12 protein-coding genes and 3 pseudogenes are annotated in these 15,309 nt (G+C 57.5%); 3 read left to right on the plus strand and 12 right to left on the minus strand.

The window, feature by feature from the left end:
- Window positions 1–22: 22 nt before the first annotated feature.
- The 7 genes and pseudogenes from MF410_RS31700 to MF410_RS31730 form a co-directional block, all read right to left on the minus strand.
- Window positions 23–544 (minus strand): hypothetical protein, encoded by a 522-nt coding sequence (locus MF410_RS31700; RefSeq protein ID WP_239620875.1) that lies wholly within the window; start codon window positions 542–544, stop codon window positions 23–25.
- A 112-nt stretch (window positions 545–656) separates the two neighbouring features.
- Window positions 657–1,240 (minus strand): annotated as a pseudogene (locus tag MF410_RS31705) (TadE/TadG family type IV pilus assembly protein).
- Window position 1,241: 1 nt separating this feature from the next.
- The gene (locus MF410_RS31710) at window positions 1,242–1,772 is read right to left on the minus strand and encodes a TadE/TadG family type IV pilus assembly protein (RefSeq protein ID WP_239620876.1); all 531 of its coding nucleotides are present in this window, start codon (window positions 1,770–1,772) and stop codon (window positions 1,242–1,244) included.
- Window positions 1,769–3,132 (minus strand): annotated as a pseudogene (locus tag MF410_RS31715) (TadE/TadG family type IV pilus assembly protein). The gene MF410_RS31710 and the pseudogene MF410_RS31715 overlap by 4 nt, the downstream one beginning before the upstream one ends.
- Before the next feature lie 270 nt (window positions 3,133–3,402).
- A pseudogene (locus MF410_RS31720) lies at window positions 3,403–3,693 on the minus strand (integrase); the annotation flags it as partial.
- Between the two features lie 237 nt (window positions 3,694–3,930).
- Window positions 3,931–4,308 carry a type II toxin-antitoxin system VapC family toxin gene (locus MF410_RS31725; protein WP_097624348.1) on the minus strand — a complete coding sequence of 126 codons (378 nt, stop codon included), beginning with the start codon at window positions 4,306–4,308 and terminating at the stop codon, window positions 3,931–3,933.
- A complete protein-coding gene (locus MF410_RS31730) occupies window positions 4,305–4,595 on the minus strand; it encodes a type II toxin-antitoxin system prevent-host-death family antitoxin (RefSeq protein WP_239620877.1) in 291 nt (96 codons plus the stop codon). Before MF410_RS31730 ends, MF410_RS31725 begins: the two co-directional genes overlap by 4 nt.
- Before the next feature lie 180 nt (window positions 4,596–4,775).
- Between MF410_RS31730 and MF410_RS31735 the strand changes: the two genes are divergently transcribed.
- Entirely contained in the window at window positions 4,776–5,906 is a 1,131-nt protein-coding gene (locus MF410_RS31735; RefSeq protein ID WP_239621029.1) for an RHE_PE00001 family protein, read from the plus strand.
- 30 nt (window positions 5,907–5,936) lie between these two features.
- Here MF410_RS31735 and MF410_RS31740 read toward each other — a convergent pair whose 3' ends face one another.
- The 4 genes from MF410_RS31740 to MF410_RS31755 are packed head-to-tail and all read right to left on the minus strand — an operon-like array spanning window position 5,937 to window position 9,985.
- Window positions 5,937–7,247 (minus strand): hypothetical protein, encoded by a 1,311-nt coding sequence (locus tag MF410_RS31740; protein ID WP_239620879.1) that lies wholly within the window; start codon window positions 7,245–7,247, stop codon window positions 5,937–5,939.
- Complete coding sequence (locus MF410_RS31745) at window positions 7,216–9,063, minus strand: AAA family ATPase (protein WP_239620880.1); 1,848 nt, start codon at window positions 9,061–9,063, stop codon at window positions 7,216–7,218. The genes MF410_RS31740 and MF410_RS31745 overlap by 32 nt, the downstream gene beginning before the upstream one ends.
- Window positions 9,060–9,551, minus strand: a complete 492-nt coding sequence (locus MF410_RS31750; RefSeq protein WP_239620881.1) for an ABC-three component system middle component 2 — start codon at window positions 9,549–9,551, stop codon at window positions 9,060–9,062. Before MF410_RS31750 ends, MF410_RS31745 begins: the two co-directional genes overlap by 4 nt.
- A complete protein-coding gene (locus MF410_RS31755; protein WP_239620882.1) occupies window positions 9,539–9,985 on the minus strand; it encodes an ABC-three component system protein in 447 nt (148 codons plus the stop codon). The genes MF410_RS31750 and MF410_RS31755 overlap by 13 nt, the downstream gene beginning before the upstream one ends.
- A 1,056-nt stretch (window positions 9,986–11,041) precedes the next feature.
- Here MF410_RS31755 and MF410_RS31760 point away from each other — a divergent pair.
- Window positions 11,042–12,670: an RNA-directed DNA polymerase gene (locus tag MF410_RS31760; protein WP_239620883.1), complete on the plus strand. Its 1,629-nt coding sequence runs from the start codon at window positions 11,042–11,044 to the stop codon at window positions 12,668–12,670.
- Window positions 12,671–12,779: 109 nt separating this feature from the next.
- Window positions 12,780–13,412, plus strand: coding sequence for a hypothetical protein (locus MF410_RS31765; RefSeq protein WP_239620884.1), 633 nt, complete (start codon window positions 12,780–12,782; stop codon window positions 13,410–13,412).
- 219 nt (window positions 13,413–13,631) lie between these two features.
- Here MF410_RS31765 and MF410_RS31770 read toward each other — a convergent pair whose 3' ends face one another.
- The gene (locus MF410_RS31770) at window positions 13,632–15,287 is read right to left on the minus strand and encodes an IS66 family transposase (RefSeq protein WP_239620885.1); all 1,656 of its coding nucleotides are present in this window, start codon (window positions 15,285–15,287) and stop codon (window positions 13,632–13,634) included.
- Between the last annotated feature and the right edge of the window lie 22 nt (window positions 15,288–15,309).

Consider the following 15,309-nt stretch of genomic DNA (forward strand, 5'->3'; position numbering starts at 1 on the left):
GCAACCTCGTGCGGACACCGTTTCAATCGGTCTGCAGCTCCAATGTCTTGGCAAGCTCTTCGTAGTGGCGGGCGGATCCGGGGTTCTTCTCGGCGACATATTGGGCGCTGACCTGCCGCGCCGCCTCGGCCGCGATACGGAAGGCATTGATCCTGTCCTGCGGATCGGACTCCGCTTGCCCGCCGATGTCGTCGCCGCTGAAACGGCCGGCCCTAAATCCGTCAGCCAGATCGACGACGCCGATTTCTGGGACCCCTTCCTTCATCCGGCCGAAAAAGGCGGGGCCGGCCCGCTCGCCGTCCCGGCGGCGCAGCATCCCCTCGCCTGATGCCTTCCCGTTGATGCAGGCGCCGATCCAGAACGTCGGGCCGCTGGTCAAGGAGGCTGGTGCGATGAATTTGCAGTGGCTGCCCGGATCTTGCGACCACTGCCGATCTCCCGCTGCCGCACCGACAGGGCCATGCAAACAGAGTGCGGCCACCAGAGCGATCGCCACCGTAACCGGCAACCGCCCAATGTTGCCGCTAACCCTTTCTGATGTCATTTCATGATCCTTGACGCTCTCATCGGCCGCAGCAATGCACCATTGTCGGCCCGGCGACAACCGGTCCGAGCGTATGCCGCATTGGTTGGCGATCCGGCGGGCGTTCTTCGGCTTACTTGTAAGTGATCGTGTCACTCACGCGCGGACGATTGAAGAAATATCGGTCGAAGCTGTAGCCGTTCTGTCCAGTGAAGTTTGAGAAAACGCGGAGACCGGTGTCGTCAACGTATATTGAACCCGGGTCAGCACGATCTGCACGCCAGTTTCCTGGATATTGGAGGGGATTGTGACCGCGCTCGCCGTGCCGGAGTTCACCGCCGAGGTGTTGAGGGCGGCGGACCAGTTGACGGTCGCGCTGCCGCTCGCGCTGACATCGTTGACCGCGACAGTGATCGTCAGTTCGGTGGTGTCATAGGGCTGCAGGATGAAGCTGGCGCCCGAAAGAAGCTTGGCGACGTCGGACTTCGTCCAGGAACTCTGCTGGGCAATCATATCGCCTGTGGAAGAGGCGATTTCGTCTATCTTGCGGCTGACCGTCAGCGCATGGCCGAGATCGGCGGTGCCGAACAACAGCATCACCAGGATCGGCAGCACGAGCGCGAATTCGACGCCCGAAGCAGCCGACCGGTCGCGCACAAAATAACGGATGCCGGACTGCGCGAACCGGAAAAGGGACAGGCTTCGTTTCATCGTCATGTCAGAATGGCTCGTTGCGGAACAGAGCGGAAGATCCAAGGAGATAACGGCCGTCGGAAAGCTTGGCGCTCGACAGGTTGAAGAAACTGACGACGGCCGTCCATGGCATGAACGCCTGAACCAGGATGTAGTCGCTGCCGTTGCCGATATCATAAGTCTCGGTGACCGTGAGATTACCGCTGTCGTCGATCGGATCGGTGTGGGCTGCGGACGACATGTCGGAAAGCACGTTCACCTTGACGACGAGACCGCTGGAGCAGTCGAACGACAGAATCATGTCGTCGCATATCTTGGCCTTGAAACCGGCCAGTGTAATCTTCGAGGACGCCACCTCGCCGGTGCGGATCATTCGGGAGATCTTGTGCACCGAAGCATCAAGCGCGGAATTGACGAAAAACATCAGCGATACTTCGATAATGCCGAAGAGGATGATGAAGAGCGGCAGGGCCAGGATCGCAAATTCGATCGCAGCAGCCCCCTTCCGGTCGCCGATCAGGCGGCGCAGCGGTGCGAACCGGTTTCCGCGCCTCATTGGGTCAGCCGCACGGAAGAGAGATATTGCGTGAAGAGCGTCGACAGGCCTGCCGTGATCTCGGTGGACGACGAGGCTGACAGGAACAGGCTCTTGGACGACGCGCAGTCAGCCAGTGCATAGGGGATGTAATCCCGCCTCGTGATGCTGGTCGACACGCCGCTGTCCATGGTGCCGCCCCAGGTATTCTTCCAGTTGGCGCTCGCCATGGTCGAGCCGACAGTTGCATTGTAACCCCAGTCCGAGGTGATCGGCAGGTATTCGGTGTAAAGCACTGCCATGGTATTGGATTGATTCTTGAGATAGCCGCACCAATCGGGATTGAGCGGCGCGACCTTATTCCAGTATGCTCCGGATATAGCCTTCCCGCTCTTCCACACCACGCTGTCGGTCACCCATTCGCGCTTTGACTGGACGCCATCCGTCAACAGCAAAACCAGCTTGAGCGGCGTCCCCGAAGTGGTCCCGTCCCCCCGGTGCCGACTTTCTGCTTGAGCGTCGCCAGCGAGACGTCGAAATAGGTGGCGGCCGTGGAGGTCGCGCTGGTGAGGCCATAACTTTTGTCCGCGAGACGGGTGCGCGCCGTGTCCGTGCTCAATGTCGGGGCGAGAACTTCCGTCAGCGTATCGCCGAGGCTATACAATCCGACCTTGATCCGTTCATGATTGCTGTCGGACGTATCGATGAGGGAGAGCACGTCCTTGACGGCGTCGCCGGCGACATCGGCGCGCAGTTTTATGTTCTTCGCTGTGCTGTATTCATAGTTGTTGGCGTATGTTTTCTTGCCGACGGTGTGCGCATCACCCGTGTGGCAGGCGAACTGACAGCCAATGCCGGAATACATCGTCGACTGACCTGAGGTCGTTGCAGCCAGAAGCATCGACGGAGACGTGTCGATGACGATATAGACGTTGAGATAGGACGTCGCCGGGCCCTTGACGGCGCTTCCTACGCTGACGGGTACTGTATCGATATTGGCAATCTTCATGAACGTCGTCGGCACGGTGCCGCTTGCAGTCGCCGTGATGTTGTGATTGGTCGTATCGATGTCGATTTCGCCAAGCGTGTAGCTGTTGTCCACCTGCGCATGGAACCAGTCGGAGACCTTTGCCTTGAGGGCGTCGGTATCCGCGGTATTGTTGATCTGCTTGACGGCCGCGATCAGAGCGGCATCAAGGTCACTCTGCATTTTCTGCCGGACATTATAGCTGCGAATATAGTCAAAGCTCGCGCCGACCGCGACGAGCATCGGCACCAGGCTGAGGGCAACGATGATCGCAACGTTGCCGGTTCGGTCTCTTCTAAGATCGCGAAGTGTGTGGAAGCATCGACCTAATGAAAATGAAAGAGCTGACTTCAAAAAACCACCGTCGCACTGAACATGAAAAAATACTAATGCGAGATGTATCCCGGAAGCTTAAGCCTTTGTTAAAACTTGCAAGTTCCGGCGCAAAATGAATTGCCCGCGCGTCGTTTGCTGCGTGTATCGGACATGTCTGCGAATTATGGATATTCGCGCAACGGCACCTCATCGTCTTTCACAGGAATGACGTGGGTGAGCCGATGGTAAGGGACATGCTAGTGTCCTCTTTTCAGTCGAACATTGGCAAGGATAAATCCGGTTCTTCTAGAGGTGATGGGCGACAAATTTTAGAAGCGGCGCCTCGGTCGCCGGCCAGGGCAGGGGTTGGCCGGCGGTGGCCATCGACCGGGCCTGCAGATAGGCGAGGTCGGAAGTCCGCAGGGTATTGACGCCCATGCCTTCATTGACCGGGTGGCGGAGCGTGTCGACATCCTGATCGGTGAGCAGTACGGCGAGCTCTTCGCGGCGCTCGGTCGGCAGCACGGCGGCGATCGTGTCGAGCTCCTCGGCGCGGCGATCGACGGAGGCGACGTCACTGCGGACGTCCCCGGGCGTCATGGTTGTCGTCGTGGATTGACGTGAGATCACGCAATCGGGGCTTCTGCCTCAGAAAGGTTCTGCGCGTTCTCGCCTGAGACGAGCGCATCGCTGCGCCAAAACCAAGTCAGCATCGCGACCGGCCGTCCGTCTCGGCACACATACACTCGTCCTGGCGAAGGGCCAATTCGATCAATTCCTCCAGGCGTTCGGCGGCTTCCTCGACATCGGCGAATATCACCATCACTGGCGATCTCCCTACCAGATCCGTTCGTGCAGCACCGCATCGAAGGCGATGTCGAGCGACGCGAATGAGCAATGTTCCAGCCGCGTCTGGGCGGCGAGAATGCGGTCCCAGGGGTCGCGGTGATCCCAATCAAAACTTGCCGCCAGTTCGGCGTGGAGATCGGTGACGGCAAGCGTCTGCAAGCCACTGGCCGCGACGGCAGCGCGTAGTTCCTGCGGCTTCAAGTCGAGCTTCTTCAGGCGCATCTTGTTGTCGAGTTCGTAGAAGGAGACGGCGCTGACGAGGACGGTGTTGGCCTTGTCCTCAATCAGCGATCGGGCCGTCGTCGAAAGTCGTTCACTGCCGATCGTCCACCAGTAGACGGCGTGGCTGTCGAGTAGAACCTTCATGCCTTGGGCACACGGTCGGATGGATCACCCTGCCAGACGCCGACATCGTTATTCCAGTCGCCGGCGTCGATTGCTGCCTGCTCAGCATCGACCTCGTCGAACAGGTCGTCGGGCAGGCCGCGCTGGCGCAGCAAGCCGAAGGGGCGCTTGCCGCCATCGGCCGGGCCGATGCGGGCATAGATCTCACTGCCCCGCATGATGATGATTTCTTCGCCCTGGTTGGCGCGCTCGAGCACCTCGGCGAACTTTTTCCGCGCTTCGCTGATCTTGTAGGTGGTCTGGGGCATCGTGCGATCCGATTTTGCCTCTCGAACTGCACGATAGCACCGCAAACCCGCGCGTACAATCCATCTGTACGTTTCACGTCCGATAAGCATTACTTATCGATGGCCAGCGGTGCGCTGGTGCATTATATCCAGTGGCGAACCGTAACGCCGAGATAGATTTCCTTTAGTAAATCATTTACCATAAATTCAATGGCTTACAATCTCGCGAAAATCAGCATGACTGCCCTGATGCGGCCGGCTTTTGACGCTGGCATCGCACTCGCTCGTCTCGACGAGCGCATCGCCCGTTCGCCGGTCGGGCAGGGATGGAGGGAGCGCACCCATTTCTCCGACGCCTGCGCCTCGCTGTGGATCGACGGTGAGCTGGTCCATCTCGAAGACCTCGTCCTCCACGACGCCACGCGGGATATTCGCACACCCACCCATGAGCTGACAATCGCCCGCGACGTGCTGCGAACCCGCCGGCGCATCGCCGGCCAATCCCCGGATTGGGCGTTCTCTGCCGACGGCATCCGCTCGCTGCGGAAAACCTCGGAGATCGGGGCGGGCGGCGCGGACGAGGCGACGACGACCGGAGTTATTCGGCCGGCGATCGCGATCGACGCGGAAGGGGAGGGGGATGGCACCGACGAGGCCCAAGATCTCCCCGGCGTCGACTATGCTGCTATCGATGCGCTGCTTGCGCGCTCTGACGCTGCGATCGAACGAGCCAAAAAGCCCGGCCGGGCTCCGGCCGATCCGCTGGTCTATGATCTCGACTGGGACGAGGACGAGCGGCTGGACGAATGGCGCGGCGTGCTGCGGCAGGCGGAAAACCTTCCGGCGATGCTGCAGGCCATCGTTGCCCTCGATGCCTGGAACGAGCTTTCGGTCCTTCAGCACGCTCCTTGGCTCGGCCGGCTGTTTTCCGCCTCGATCCTGCGCCAGGCCGGGATCACCACCGGCGCCCATCTGGCGGCCATCAATCTCGGCCTGAAAACCATACCTGTCGATCGGCGCCGGCATCGTGACCGGGAGACCCGGCTGCTGGCGATTGCCCATGGGCTTTTGGCGGCCGCCGAGATCGGCATGAAAGAGCATGACCGGCTGACGCTGGCGCGCACTCTGTTCGAGCGAAAGCTCGACGGGCGCCGGACGTCTTCAAAACTGCCGGAGTTGGTCGAGTTGGTAATGGCAAAGCCGCTGGTATCGGCAAAAATGGTGGCGGAGACGCTGGAAGTCACGCCGCAGGCGGCGCGGCGGATTGTTTTGGAGCTCGGCTTGAGGGAGATGACGGGCAGGGGGAGGTTTCGGGCGTGGGGAATTATTTGAAAGTGGCCGCACCTTGCGACGCTGAACCCACTAGCTTGTCGATTCACCTCCAAATAGAGCCTGTCCCTGGCGATAGTTCATCATGATCTCGACGCAGAGCAACACAACGATCTGCATAAAGATACCCGTGCACCGATCAAGATAGGTCACGTAGGTCATAGACTGTTCCTCCCCGGTGCCCCCCTTACCGGCACGGTATAGAACGGTGTGACGATCCGCGGAAAGCTTGATCCCTCGATGGTGCGAAGCATTTCGGATTTGGTTGTCGATTTCGACGCAGAGGTCCGTGAAGGCCGCGTTGCCGGCGAAGGGATTGAACTTGCTCGCGTTGTCGAGTTCCCGATATTTCTTCAAGGTCAGCCGTTCTCCCTGGTCGTATTCTCGCCCGGCATCCAGGTTGTTGAGCATGGTGAAAAGCTCCACCAGACCTGCGAAGGTCTCAAAGGCATCCCCATAGAAGGTCTTCACACTCTCGAAATTCGTCGAGCCAGCGGCTGCGTCTTCTGGCGCTCGGGCGCCCAGTCGGACTCGGTACAGCACCTGAGAAAATTCAGAATAGTTCCGGAAGAAGTCGGTCAGGATTGCGAAGTATGCGTCTCGCCTGGTAGCTCTGAGGTCTGCGAAGTAGTGCTCCATCAGGCCGCTCGCATCCTTCGCTGCAACAATGCGTTCGACCTCTTTGCTAATTTTTTCGAATATCTCGGAATTGTCGGGGCCGACGAGCCTCCGCAGAAACCGGATAAGCCAATCGTCCAGACTGTCGAGCCTTTCGCCTTCGTAAAACAGCTCACCACTAGTTTCGATCTCGCGCCTTGAAAGCTTCGACTTGCCCCTTGTTTCAAGTCCGATCGCTTTTCTCAGATGCGTCCACTCTGTCGGAAACGTCGGTCCTCGTTCGCGCGAGGCGCGGGCCATTTGATCGAGCGATGCACCGCGCGCCTCCATCGCCTTGACTATCGTCCTCATTTGCTCAAGCCGGGGAAAGGAAAGCGGCGAATTTGCCTGATCTTTTGGAATTACAAAGTTGGGGTCCAGATTAACAGTAAGGGCCTTGGCATCTTCGTCGCAAAATTCAGCGTTTTCGGAACACGAGAAAGCCCCTTCGCTGCTGCTTCCCGTACCAAGGGTAAGCACGACCTCAAGTTCCTCTCCGCAATTCCTACACGCAAAGTGATGCGGCTGTCGCTTTGCGTCGCCAATCGCTATCCGCAGCATATGAACCTGATCGCATGTCAGGCATCGAAGATAGTTTCGGATGATCACAGCGGTTTCCTCACTTGGCGCGGCATCCTGGAATGGAGAGGATCGGTTACCGAGGGAAAAGGCCGAAGCGACCTTCATCAACCATTCCAGAAAAGTGAATGACACGATCGCCTAGTTCGACATCCGAGGGAGGATCCATGTTCTCAACTATGATGGCTTGTCGATCACTCTTGAGGCCCAGAAGGTATCTATAAAAGTTTCCGTTCAGATTTGTCTCGCTGAGATCGTCCTCTGCCCCATCTGGCTCGCGGTAGGACAGCAAGGGGGAATCGAGCACCACGATCCCAGGATGTGCCAGGTTGTTGTCGGCGCAATATTGCAGAAGTGAGATTGTGAAGGCCGACTGCGTGATTGCCCTAAGCCCTTTTCCGTAAGAAGTTCTGGCCTTCCCGGAAATGATGAGATCTTTCGCATTGGTATCAAAGTGCACATGTTCGACACCCGGGAAACCCCATTGTTTGAGCACGCTCCCAACGAGTTCCGCAAACGGGGCCACAATTGTGCTGGTTAGACGATTGTTGGACGTGGCATCGCCCGAGCCCCCCTCGTTCTGCCGTTCCAACGCAGTTTTGCGACTGGTCAAATCACTCAGATTGGCAAAAAGCCCGAGCGCCTCGCGTACATTCGCGCCCTTGTCTGCGAGCTCTTTGTATGTTGCGCGTTGTTTTCGCAGGTCTGGCGATACGACCCTCTCAATTTCAATCGAGAGTTCGCTCAGTGAATTCCTCATATTGGGAAGCGACTTCTGAATCGATTGCGCCTCCGCCTTCAACGCGGCGATCGTTGTCATCAGCTCGGATTGACGAGACTCGATTTTCTGCATCTCCGCTTCGGCCGCTGAGACGGTCACTGCGACATCGCCGTGGCAGACCGCAGTGGGATCGTGATGGTCGGGCAAGGCACCGCAGGTGGGGCAAACCTCCTGTTCGAGAACCGAGAAAAAGCTCCCCGCCTCACGAATACCGAGAAGACGCTCATAGTCCGAACCGTAGTGTTCTCGCAAGAGATTGAAACGCTCGAGCAGAGTGGCGATTTCTGTGTATCGATCGTTAGTTGTCTCGAGCCTTTGGATAATGGCCCGCCTTTTGGTCGAGACCGCCTTGAACCTTTCTTCGGTGAAGGCGAGTTGCTCGGCGCGATTATCCATCGCTTTCGTGAGGCGTTCCTCCTGATCAGATAGTTCGTCGCGTGAGCCCGATATCGTCGTTATGCGTTTTTGAGCGTCCGTGATCAGTTGATCGAGAAGATCAATTTGCGCCAGGCGCTTCTGCTCCTCGGCGGAGGTGCTTTTGCGTGACAGGAGAGCGGTGTCATCGATGGCGGTCAACAACATCGTAAAGACGGAGGTATTTGCCGTATTTGCCGTGTAGTTTCCATCAGACAGTGGCGAACGCTTCTGGATTATTTCCTCCTCGTTGACGATCGCCAGCCGCGCGAGATTGCGGAAGCTCAAGGCCTGAGTTTCATCCTTTGCATTCTTTTTGATCCGCTTGCCTGCAAGGCCGATCTTGGAGAGAAGAAACGACGAGAGGTTCGTCTCGTCGCGCTCGTTGTGTATTTCACCAAGGGGGCTGCCCTCTGCATCGGGGATCGACGTGTGCAAACCCTCGAATGCCTGGAACTGTCCACCGGCCATGCTTCTGAGCAATGTGGTTTCCGATCCGTCGTCGAAAATTATCGCAAGCAAGACGCGATCATAGCCTTTTGCCTGCGGGATATCGGGCAGAGGGCCCTTGCCCCCGAGCATAAAATCGATCGCTTCAACAATGTAAGACTTCCCGGTGTCGGAAGCCCCGTAGACGACGTTAAGGCCAGACTGGAACGAAATGACCGCCGGTTTTCTGTCTGAGCCGTGAAAGGAAAGATGACGGATCTGGAAGCCTGAATATGTCATAGTGCCGGTCCGGACGCTTCGTCTTGAAATTCAGATACCCAATTTGTGAGGAGATTGCGCATCAGATCGTCAAAAGCCTCATCGCTGTAGTTCTGGAAGTAACCCGCCAGCCATTCGGCGCGATCGTACAATTGTCGAAGGTATGGCGTCTGAAGCGCGGTGACAAAAAACTCCGCATTGTCTCCGGCCTGAAACAGGATCCCGCTTTGATCGACAACCTGTTCGATGAGCCCTCGGGACATCATCAGGGCCACAGCGGACTGAACGGACTTTCTTCGAACCTGCGTGACAGGTGACATGATCGGTGTCGGGGGATGCAAGTCCGCTGGTCCATCGAGTACGCTGGTTCTAACGACAAGATAGTCCATAGCGGTCAGCCGGTTCAGATCCACCGCCCGGGGAAAATGTGCGTGTAGAATAAAGACCGCCCTCACGCCCGTTTCGAGCGGACCGTTGAAAGCCGAAGCCGAAGGCATTAGCGTCGCCATGTCAGCTTCCCATCATTCGCAAGCTGATGACAAATGCCCCGGCGATCGATGGCAAAAGCGCTTCTGTTCAGCGGATGAGCATCGAGAGCCATGGACTGCGCTTTCTCGGTCACGGCGACAACTCGCGCATATCCGTCCGAGTGTTCGCCATCATGAGTGTCCAAGACCCCGCCCAGGATTTCGGTCTGCAACCCCTCGAACGTCCCAGGCTCCACTTTCTCGCGCACGAAGACCCGCAGGGACTCCGCATGGTAAAACGCCTCGCGAGAGCGCTGGAAATGCGACTTCAAATTAGCCCATTTATCGAGATGCGAGGCCGCAGCGATCGTCTCGCCCTTGTGCTCTGCATAGGCATCGAGCAGCTTGCTCGTGTAGGTCGCCTCTGCCTCTCCAATCTCGACTGGAACAGCGTCGGGTTGCGGGCGCGACGGCAATCCACCGCCGAAACGGCCACGATGGTAGGGAGTTCTTGGAGTGGGCTTCGATTATCGTTCGAGGCTGTTCAGCCGAGAATATCCGGAAGTCGAAATCTCTAACGTAGGCCAGAAACTTACCGTCCAGAGTGACCGGGCCAGTTGAAGTGATTTTTCCGGAGATGACTTTGTCCCATTCCGCAAACACCTTCGCCTTCAGTTTGTCCGCGTTGGCGAGCAATAAAGATAACGATGTCGAAGCCCCTTTCGGCGCGATGAACCGGCATGCTCTCGGGGCTTTGTATTCTCCTGAGAACGAATACCAGAGCATTTTCCCAATCTCAGGCGCGACGACACCGAAACTCAGGGGTGAGTTATAGTGCTTGCACTGGTGATTGTCCCAGATTCCGAGTAGCTGGTCGGCGTCGCAGAAGCCTGCAATATCGATACCTTTATCGCCAGCACCGGTCGGACGCATAACGCTGACATACGCGGATTTGAGCGAGTGGACCCATTCGTCAATGAACGTTTCCCAATCGCTGGCTTCATAAATCTGGATGACTTTGAGAGGATCAATCTTCGGACCGTTCTCAAACTCGTTTGCCAGAAGAATTCTTGCTGACGGCAGGTCTTTCACCGCATTCTGTAACGACATCAGAGTTGCCTGCATTTCAGCCTTGTGCTCGAAGCAAAACGTTAGGTCGAGTAAGAGCTTAGTTATAACAGTCGCAATGATGCATGCAACCCAAAGTACGTCACTCGACGTTCACGTCTGACTATTTTTCAACTAGATCCTGTCTCGCCAAATTATTGGGTCGATTGCTACAAACTAGCGTTCCCGTTTCGGCTCACTTCACTGGGCTCGAGCTTCCTGAAATCAGTGACTAGCTATCGTGTGGTTCCAGCAGATGACGATTGTTGTGTCTGGCGGTTGTCTCGCACTCTCTCGATGAAAGGACGGTAGGCGTTTGGATTCAGCACCCTGCCTGCCACTAGACAGAGAGGTGTATTATCTGCAAACACATTGGAAGGCGTAGGCTGCGTTAGCCGTCCGCCTCAAGCAAGAACAGGGCGCAATTGATCAAGGTTGACAAAGATCATTTTCTGAGGGCCGCGCTTGAAATTGGTCACAGCGGCGACAACGATACTTTACCTTACGATCTCGATGCAGGATTCATCAAAGAAAAGGCAGGGGATCTCGCGACGATTTGCCTGGAATTGTTCCAAGGCGTCGAGAGAGGATCAATCGGGAAACCGGCAGTTTTCATGAACGGTCTGTCGATTCCGGCAGAGCGCCTACTCGTCCCGTCTGGGCCACATGGTTTTCGCTTCACTACGAAGATTCATCCGTTCTGGAACCTCTATCTCAATGGACTAGGATTGGCGATCGCTGAGGCCAACGAAGGACAGCGGAGCGATCGAGCGCACTCTTATCGGCTCGCGTCCCAGGGGCCTGGCCTCTTCGATCGAACCCGGTCATGGCGGGCCTACAAACTTGCAACTTTAAGCGAGCCCAATCTGGGCGATGACGGCGCGGTGGTTATCCAGACCGACGTCGCAAGTTTCTACGAACACATCTACCACCATCGGCTGGAAAACGTCGTTAAGGACCTGGCACCGAGTTCCACAATTGCGATGCAGATTGATCGGATCCTAAGCAAGTTGTCGGCGGGTCGTTCCTTCGGCCTCCCGGTTGGTGGTCAATGCGCGCGTATTCTGGCTGAAGTGATGATGACGCCGATCGACCGATCATTAAGCGACGCCGGGCTCATCTGGCACCGCTATGTTGATGACTACACCTTAATTTGCCGTTCGCAGCAAGAGGCCTACAAAGCGCTCTCTGAACTGTCGCATGCGTTGGCTGACTATGGCCTCTCGCTCAACCGTAGCAAAACAACCATCCTAACCGCTAAACACTATAAGGATTTCGTAGGAGCGCAATTGGGAGAGGGTGAGGACTCCAGCCTTGCATTGCGTGAACTCGACCTGCATTTCGACCCATACTCGGACAATGCTAGCGCAGAGTACGAAAAGCTCAAACAGTCGTTCGAAAAGATCGATATCTCGTTTCTTTTGGACCTTGAGCGAGAGAAGTCGCAGCCGGACGCGTTCGTGCTTGCGCAAATCGGTCGAGCGCTCAAGTTTCAAGAGCCGGGCGTCGCAGTTCAATTATGCGCAACGCTTCTCGACCCAAAGAATCTGGATTCGTTTCGCGCGTCGTGGTCGAAAATTATGCGGGGGGTATATGCGGTGCGATCGAATGACGAGTTCGCATCTATTTTTGCTGCGATCGACATCTTGCTCGACAAGATTCCGAGTGCCGGGGCGCATCTGCTCGTCCCCGAAGCCAATATGTTGCATTTCCTACGAGCGCTCCGGTTCGCCAGAACCGATGTTCGGGGTGTTTTCGTTCGTCAAACCTACGACTCGACAAAATCAGCCGCTGTCCGACGGGCCTGCATCGACTGCTGGAGATATTGGGCGGATCGGCCAAACTTTACCCGCTTGCGCAACCAATGGCAGAACTTGGGCGCCGGCGAGCAACGAATGCTTTGGTTGGCGGCTGGTGCGTTTGGAGACGAAGGGACGAAGACAAAGGACCAACTTCGCGGCTCGATTGCACAGGCGTGGCAGATTGGGATCGAGAATGTCACGGCGGGAAGCTTTGCAGCCTGTTATGAGGACTGGGTCAAATATGGCGTTTAACCGACTGCCGACGCGCGACCCAAGAACAGTAGCGCGGGACATTCCCGGAGTCCTCGACATACTTTTCCCCCGATTGGCCGGTGGCCTCGTCAGAGCTCTAAACGCAAAGATGTTCACATTCGCCGGAATCAGCGCGATTCCACCCGAGCTGATCGAAAAAAGCCAGCTTCAAAAGGCGATGCTATTCGAGCTGTCCATGGCGCGCGCCGAAAGCGAGTTAAGGCGCGGGACTGTCGCGTCCTGGAATGAATGCCTGCATATTGCGGCGCGGCGCCAGCAGCGCCATTTCGATGCACAAATTCCAAAGACTCTCGAGCCGGATGACATCCTCGTTGCCGAGTATGCCTCTCGCAATCTTGTGACGATGTTGGAGAGCGTACAAGCTCAACGGCCATCGAGTATTTTGGAGTATGCACCGCTGATTCCTGGCCTCGGCTGGATAGCATCTGGCAACGGGGATTTCGCGATCGGCTCAACGCTCATTGAGGTTAAGCATACGGATCGCAATTTTGGCGCCGGCGATTTCCGGCAGATTCTAATGTATTGGCTATTGCGGTACGCACGAGCCATCGAAACTGAAAGCGCGGTATGGTCGGACATTCTTTTGCTGAACCCGCGGCGCAATGCAGCACTTCTAATAGACTACGATTATTTGCTCCGTTCTGCGTCCGCGTCGTCAAACCGTATCGAATTGGTTGAGCTTTTGAGGTCTGCCGTCGGGCAGGACTTTGATCGGCGTTGAAAATCAGGGTCTCACGACAAACCTCTCGATGTCGCCTGACCGTACATTATCGAAAAATCGGCCTCTGTGTCACTAAGTCGGTAGTTAGAATGCCCGCTTGGGTATTGCGTGCGTCCGTAAGCGATCGCTTTGGAAAGCGCGTTGCGGAGAGCCAAGCCATTGGCCAAAATAAACAATAGGTGCGCTCGTAAGCTGTATGCATCCGGTGAAGGCCGCAGGTTAGGCTGCTTGAGCGTTCAGTCCGTGCGGCTGCCAATTCCATGGAAGCAATTGCTCCAGCCTGCTGATTGGCGTGTCGGCGATGCGGGCCAGGACGTCAGCAAGCCATGCCTGCGGATCGATGTCGTTGAGCTTGGCACTCATGATCAGCGTGGCCATGAAGGCGGCACGATCGGCACCGCGATCCGATCCGGCGAAGAGCCATGACTTCCTTCCGAGAGCAAAGCCTCGCAATGCCCGCTCGGCAGCATTATTGGACAGGCAAATCCGGCCATCATCGAGGAAGGACGTGAAGCCGTTCCAGCGCTTCAGCATGTAGTCGATCGGCTCGGCGACCGGAGAACTGCGCGACAGTTTTGCCCGCTCGGTTTGAAGCCAGCGGTGCAGTTCGCCGACAAGCGGCAGACTGTGCTTGCGACGGCGCTCCAGGCGTTCCGCTGCGGCAAGCCCGTTGATCTCACGCTCGATGTCGAACAGCGCATCGATCCGTTTGACGGCTTCCAGCGCCATAGGCGAGATCGGCGCGGCGCGGCTGCCGCGTTTGGCATTCGTGGCGATGTCGGCCAGCACGAAGAACTTGCGCCTCGCGTGCGACCAGCAGAGCGCCTGCGTCAGCGGCCCCGGATCGCGGTCTACCTTGAACAGCGGATTGTAACCGCCATAGGCATCAGCCTGCAGAATGCCGGTGAAGGTCTTCAAGTGGCGCTCGGGATGCTCTTGTCGTCGATCTCGCGATGCATAGTAGAGAGCCGCCGGCGGCGATTGCCCGCCGAACGGCCGGTCATCTCGGACATAGGTCCAGATGCGACCCGTATCGGTCTTTCCCTTCGCCAGGATCGGCACTGTGGTGTCGTCGCCATGCAGCCGCTCGGCAGCCAGGACATGCGCTTCGATCAACGAATGGAGTGGCTTCAGCGCCGCGGCGCAAGCGCCGACCTGATCTGCCAGCGTCGACAGGCTGAGGTCGATACCCTCTCGGGCATAGCGCTCGCTCTGGCGGTTCAGCGGTTGATGCTGCGCGAACTTCTCAAACAGGATCATCGCCAGAAGGCTGGGCCCGGCAAAGCCCCGCGGCGTCACATGGAAAGGAGCTGGTGGCTGAGTGATCTTCTCGCATTCGCGGCAGGTGAACTTCTCCCGCACCGTTTGGATCACCTTCCACTGACGCGGGATGACCTCCAGGGTCTCGGTGATGTCTTCGCCCAGCTTCGACAGCTTGCCTGAACCGCAACAAGGGCAGCTCGCCGGGGCCGCGATGACGACACGCTCGCGCGGCAGATGTTCAGGGAATGGTTTCCGTGATGGACGCTTGCGCTCGAAAGCCCTGACCGTCGAGGCTTTGGCCGCAACCTCTGCCGCCAGTTCGTCTTCGCCAGCGTCAGCCTCCAGCTCCTCGAGCTGCAGTTCCATCTGTTCGAGGAGTCGCGCCTTGCGTTCTGACCGGCTACCGTAAAGCTCGCGGCGAACCTTCTCGATCTCCAGCTTCAACCGCGCGATCAGCGCTTCGGAATGCGACACGAGCGCCTTTGCGCTGGCGGCTTGCGCCTTGGCGGTCGCTGCTTCTGCCTCGGCAGTGATACGCCGCGCACGCTCCTCGGCCAGCTGTGCAAGCGCACTGGCAAGGTCGTCCGGAAGCTCATCAGTCGCGTCGCTCATGGCAGGATGGAATCATATTCGA

The sequence above is a fragment of the Rhizobium sp. C104 genome (assembly GCF_022354505.1).
Taxonomy (GTDB): domain Bacteria; phylum Pseudomonadota; class Alphaproteobacteria; order Rhizobiales; family Rhizobiaceae; genus Rhizobium; species Rhizobium redzepovicii.

Bases quoted from the DNA above. Each gene is read 5' to 3' on its own strand.
- MF410_RS31700 (WP_239620875.1), bottom strand. From the start codon at position 544: ATGACATCAGAAAGGGTTAGCGGCAACATTGGGCGGTTGCCGGTTACG.
- MF410_RS31710 (WP_239620876.1), bottom strand. From the start codon at position 1,772: ATGAGGCGCGGAAACCGGTTCGCACCGCTGCGCCGCCTGATCGGCGAC.
- MF410_RS31725 (WP_097624348.1), bottom strand. From the start codon at position 4,308: ATGAAGGTTCTACTCGACAGCCACGCCGTCTACTGGTGGACGATCGGC.
- MF410_RS31730 (WP_239620877.1), bottom strand. From the start codon at position 4,595: ATGCCCCAGACCACCTACAAGATCAGCGAAGCGCGGAAAAAGTTCGCC.
- MF410_RS31740 (WP_239620879.1), bottom strand. From the start codon at position 7,247: ATGAAGGTCGCTTCGGCCTTTTCCCTCGGTAACCGATCCTCTCCATTC.
- MF410_RS31745 (WP_239620880.1), bottom strand. From the start codon at position 9,063: ATGACATATTCAGGCTTCCAGATCCGTCATCTTTCCTTTCACGGCTCA.
- MF410_RS31750 (WP_239620881.1), bottom strand. From the start codon at position 9,551: ATGGCGACGCTAATGCCTTCGGCTTCGGCTTTCAACGGTCCGCTCGAA.
- MF410_RS31765 (WP_239620884.1), top strand. From the start codon at position 12,780: ATGTTCACATTCGCCGGAATCAGCGCGATTCCACCCGAGCTGATCGAA.
- MF410_RS31770 (WP_239620885.1), bottom strand. From the start codon at position 15,287: ATGAGCGACGCGACTGATGAGCTTCCGGACGACCTTGCCAGTGCGCTT.